Source organism: Weissella cibaria, from assembly GCF_004521965.1.
Taxonomy (GTDB): Bacteria; Bacillota; Bacilli; order Lactobacillales; family Lactobacillaceae; genus Weissella; species Weissella cibaria_A.
In genome coordinates, this window is sequence record NZ_SDGK01000077.1 from 1 (window position 1) to 361 (window position 361).

Annotated in this window: 1 rRNA gene; it reads right to left on the reverse strand. The window is 44.9% G+C overall.

Features of this window, described 5'->3' with window-relative positions:
* Positions 1-58: 58 nt before the first annotated feature.
* Positions 59-175, reverse strand: a 5S ribosomal RNA gene (rrf, locus tag EST42_RS08765).
* Positions 176-361 lie beyond the last annotated feature (186 nt).

Sequence of the window (361 nt, forward strand, 5' to 3'; positions counted from 1 at the left end):
CGACAACACGATTAACAGTCGTGTGCTCTACCAACTGAGCTAATTCGGAATAATATATGCATCGCGACGTCCTATCCTCGCAGGAAGCGATCCTCCAACTACTTTTGGCGCTATTGAGCTTAACTTCTGTGTTCGGTATGGGAACAGGTGTGACCTCAATGCCATCATCACGACACGCGTTATTTCTAACTTACAAGACATTATTTTACGGAAGACTAACATAAATGTCAATACTTCCTGTATCCCTAATGTCAGGGACTCTCGAAAATAAAAAACACCTTCGGCGAAGATGTTTTACTAACGAGTGCCGACTGGGGGATTCGAACCCTCGACCTACGGTTTACGATACCGTTGCTCTACC